Source organism: Gilvibacter sp. (assembly GCF_013214815.1).
In the GTDB taxonomy this organism is placed as follows: Bacteria; Bacteroidota; Bacteroidia; order Flavobacteriales; family Flavobacteriaceae; genus Gilvibacter.
In genome coordinates this window covers 1-4,381 of sequence record NZ_JABSPU010000112.1, presented here as the reverse complement: position 1 = coordinate 4,381, position 4,381 = coordinate 1, and the positions used below count along the sequence as shown (strand labels likewise).

At 44.1% G+C, this 4,381-nt stretch carries 5 protein-coding genes and 1 pseudogene; all 6 read left to right on the top strand.

Going from position 1 to position 4,381, the window contains the following annotated elements; genetic code table 11:
• Positions 1–683: pseudogene (locus tag HRT75_RS14110) on the top strand (hypothetical protein); the annotation flags it as partial.
• Entirely contained in the window at positions 670–1,827 is a 1,158-nt protein-coding gene (locus HRT75_RS14105) for an aspartate kinase (protein WP_291188066.1), read from the top strand. The pseudogene HRT75_RS14110 and the gene HRT75_RS14105, both read left to right, overlap by 14 nt.
• 23 nt (positions 1,828–1,850) lie before the next feature.
• Complete coding sequence (locus HRT75_RS14100; protein WP_291188063.1) at positions 1,851–2,276, top strand: OsmC family protein; 426 nt, start codon at positions 1,851–1,853, stop codon at positions 2,274–2,276.
• A gap of 22 nt (positions 2,277–2,298) precedes the next feature.
• A complete protein-coding gene (locus tag HRT75_RS14095) occupies positions 2,299–2,721 on the top strand; it encodes an Rrf2 family transcriptional regulator (RefSeq protein WP_291188059.1) in 423 nt (140 codons plus the stop codon).
• A gap of 67 nt (positions 2,722–2,788) precedes the next feature.
• Positions 2,789–3,421, top strand: coding sequence for a phosphoadenosine phosphosulfate reductase family protein (locus HRT75_RS14090; RefSeq protein ID WP_291188057.1), 633 nt, complete (start codon positions 2,789–2,791; stop codon positions 3,419–3,421).
• A 39-nt stretch (positions 3,422–3,460) separates the two neighbouring features.
• Positions 3,461–4,381: pyridoxal-phosphate dependent enzyme (locus HRT75_RS14085; protein ID WP_291188069.1), on the top strand; the 921-nt coding region annotated here is incomplete at its 3' end.

The window sequence follows — 4,381 nt, the reverse complement described above, 5'->3', positions numbered from 1 at the left end:
GGGTTTTAGAAGCTTTGGATGCATTGGAGTTGCAGGAGGTATTTGCCTTAGTGGGCGGTTCTGTAGGCGGATGTTTGGCTTGGCAGATCGTTGCTTTACGTCCAGACTTTGCCAAACACTTGATTCCTGTGGCAGCGCATTGGAAGGCCAGCCCCTGGGTGGTAGCACAAGGGATGATTCAAGACAGGATCTTGTCCAATTCCAAAGAGCCTATTGCAGATGCAAGAGCCCATGCGATGACTTTTTATAGAAACCCGAGTGCTTTCGCAGTAAAGTTCAATCAAGATGACAGTTTAGAAGCAGCAGCTTCTGTTTACGACTGGTTGAATTATCACGGAAAGACTTTAGAGAATCGTTTTGCTCTAGCGGCCTACAAATTCATGAATTGGTTGCTGACCACTCATGATATTACTGCAGGTGGGACTTCTTTGGAACAAACCCTTAAAGCCTTTACAGGAACCTTGCATTTGGTTGGGATTCATGAAGATTTACTCTATGCCCAACGCGACATTAAGCAAACCTTTTGGGTGGCTCGAGAATTGGGCACTCCAGTACATCATTACACCTTGATCTCTGATCAGGGGCACGATGCATTTTTGATCGAACAAACCCAACTCAGTGGGTTGCTGGCTTCAGTATTTGCGTCTGCATCCTTAAAAGAAAACAGTTATGAGCTTAGTTAATGCCCCCGAAAATATATTGATCCCGACGGCAAAGATCGATCTGGATAACATCAGAAATAAACAAATACATTTATTCATCATAGGACACGGTCAAGTGGGGAGTTTGTTGATCGATCAATTGATCGCTGAACGAGAGAACCTGAAAAAACGCAGACGCATTGACCTTTCTGTTGTGGCCGTTGCGAATTCTACAACCGTAATCTTTGACAAGCAAGGATTACAGGAAGATTGGCGTGAGCGCAAGACAACCGAAGGAACTGGCTATACCATTCCAAAATTGATCCAGAAAGCCCATAACCACGGCTTGTACAATACTGTCATGGTAGACAACACGGCTAGTCCGAGTTTTGTTTTGAATTATCTACCCTTTATAGAGGCTGGATTCTCGTTGGTTTCTTCCAATAAAGTAGCCAATACTTTGGGGATGGATTTTTATACCTCCTTGAGAGAACGCCTGGCTAAACGCCAGCAGGACTATCTTTATGAAACCAATGTTGGTGCGGGTTTACCGTTGATAGATACTATAAAACTATTGCATCTTTCTGGAGAGAATATCACTCGAATCCGCGGAGTTTTCTCAGGTTCACTCAGCTATATTTTTAATCGATTTAGTGCAGAGAAAGTTCCGTTTGATAAGGTGCTTCAGGCTGCAATAGATCAAGGTTATACAGAGCCTGATCCAAGGGAAGATCTTTGCGGAAACGACGTGGCGCGAAAACTATTGATCTTGGCTAGAGAACTTGCCTTGCATTGTGAGTTTGAAGAGGTGGCTGTTGAAAATCTAATTCCTGGACATTTAAGAGAAATAGGAACTGATAAATTCTTGTCAAAACTCAAGGCTCTAAATGCCCATTTTGAAGGGGTTAAATCTTGCTGTGCTCCGGATGAGGTTCTGCGCTATGTCGCTACTTTAGAAGGAGATTTAGCTGATGATTTTGGCGCGCAAATGCATGTGCGTTTGGAGGCTGTGCCAAAGCAGAGCATTTTAGGGCAATTGGGCGGAAGCGATTCCATTTTTGAGATCTATACAGAAAGCTATGGAGAACATCCGATTGTTATTCAAGGAGCAGGGGCAGGGCCTAAGGTAACTGCTCGCGGGGTCTTTGGTGATATTCTACGTATAAGCGAGCGAGTTTCTGCTTAACTTTGTTTTTTAAAATTAACGGTATGCAAGTAACCCTTCAACGCAAGAATAACGATTATTTGTTTCATGGAATTGGAAAAGCCGGTGTGGCGATCCCAATCGATAATACTTCAGAAGAGAATGCCCAAGGCGCAAGCCCGATGGAATTGCTGCTAATGGGGGTTGGTGCCTGCAGCGCTATTGATGTGGTTGCTATTTTAAAGAAGCAGCGCCAGCAAATCGATGACTATTCCATGGAAGTAAACGGTACACGTCACGAGGTAGAAGGCGCTAAGCCCTTCAAAGCCATGGAAGTAGTGATCAAGCTTAAAGGAGATATTGATCCTGCTAAGGCTTTGCGAGCTGCAGAATTGAGCTTTACTAAATACTGTTCCGTGTCTCTGACCTTTGAGCCGCAGGTGCCTGTTAGCTATCGCGTGGAACTCAATGGAAGTCCAATTCAAGAATAAAATTTACCTTTGAGAGTACAAGATGCTCTCTAGAAAAACCAAATACGGACTCAAGGCGCTCGCTTTTTTAGCGAAATGGCAGGACGATTCCCCTGTTCAGATTTCGGTTATTTCTGAATCTGAGAATATTTCGCAGAAATTTTTAGAGAGTATTTTACTCACTTTGCGCAAAGCAGGATTTCTCAGTTCTAAGAAAGGCAAGGGCGGAGGTTATTATTTGCTTAAAGAGGCCAGCGAGATCAAGATCGCCAGTGTGTATAGAATATTGGAAGGCCCCATTGCCATGGTTCCATGCGTGAGTTTGAACTTCTATGAAAAATGTGACGATTGCCCAGATGAAGAGGCCTGTAGCGTACACAGACTCATGATTCAAGTCCGTGACAATACCTTGTCTATTTTGGAAAATACTACCTTGGCCGACTTAATTTCAAAAGAATCCATTTAAGATTTTTTATTCTTGTAAATAGGTTTAATTTTGTAAACTCTACTAATCCGATAGGGTAATTATATTTATGAGTTTGATAACCCCAGATAAACTGGCTTTGTTCAATCAGAATCTATTGCATGAATCTCCACAAGCCATCGTGGAATTTGTTCTGGGATTAAGCAGCAGCCCTATACTCACCACCAGTTTTGGGAAGTACTCAGAACTGCTTTTGCATCAAGTACTTCAAAAGGCCCCAGAGATTAGCGTCCTTTGGGTAGATACTGGCTATAACACTCAAACAACTTATGAGCATTGTAGCCGCCTGTGTGATAAGTATCAAATGAATCTGCATACAGCAAGACCAGAATATACCAGAGCACACAGTGAATACCTTTGGGGTGAACCAGGTTTGGAAAACCCCAACCATCTTAAATTGACCCAAATTCTAAAGTTGGAGCCGATCAATCGGGCCTTTGAGCAATTAAAGCCTGATCTTTGGTTTACCAATATTCGCAGAGGGCAAACACAGTTTCGCGATCAATTGGACGTGCTCAGTTTGAGTCCGCAGGGAATCCTCAAGGTGAGTCCATTTTTTCATTGGAGTGATGGTGAGCTGGAAGTCTATGCCCAAAAGCACGGTCTGAAACTCAATCTGGATTATCAAGACCCAATTAAAGCCTTGTCTAAAAGAGAATGTGGAATTCACTTTTCAAATTAATGCGCCCTGTTGTATTTTTAAGGAGTGAAAAAAATTCCATTGCAACAGGATCTTCAAGCGGCCGTTGATACGGTAAGGCCTATCGTGCATAGAACAGCTGTTCTGCAGTCGCGCATGCTCAATGATATTTCAGGAGCCGACATCTACTTTAAATGTGAGAACTTTCAACGCATGGGCGCTTTTAAAATGCGCGGAGCGGTGAACGCAATCGCACAGCTCTCAGAGGCTGAGCGAGCCAAAGGAGTAGTCACCCATTCCAGCGGAAACTTTGCCCAAGCAGTCTCCTTAGCTGCTGCAGAATTAGGCGTACCCGCATATATTATAATGCCCAGCTCTGCGCCAGAAGTCAAGAAAACTGCAGTCATCGGTTATGGCGGAAAAGTTTTTGTTTCTGAACCCACGTTAGAGGCCCGTGAGGCTATGGCTGCAAAGATTCAAGCCGAGACAGGAGCTACCTTTTTGCATCCTTCCAACGATATTCCCGTCATTTTGGGGCAGGGCACTGCGGCTGTTGAATTGTTAGAGGATCATCCGGATTTAGAAGTATTGCTTACACCCGTTGGTGGAGGAGGACTGTTAGCCGGAACTGCATTAGCCGGACATTATTTTGGTTCCAACTGCAAAATTTTTGCGGGAGAACCTATGAATGCGGATGACGCCTACAGGTCCTTAAGAAGCGGTAAAATAGAAACCAATGAGTCGACTGATACCGTCGCTGACGGACTGCGCACGCAATTAGGTGACAATAATTTTCCGATTATTCAAGAGCTGGTCACAGACATCATTCGCGTGGAAGAAGAAGAGATAATTGCCGCTATGCGACTCATTTGGGAGCGGATGAAAATAATCATCGAGCCCTCTTGCGCCGTGCCTTTTGCGGCAGTTCTAAAAGAGCCAGAATTATTTGCAGGAAAGAAGATCGGAATTGTGCTTTCCGGCGGAAATGTGGATCTGGGTAAT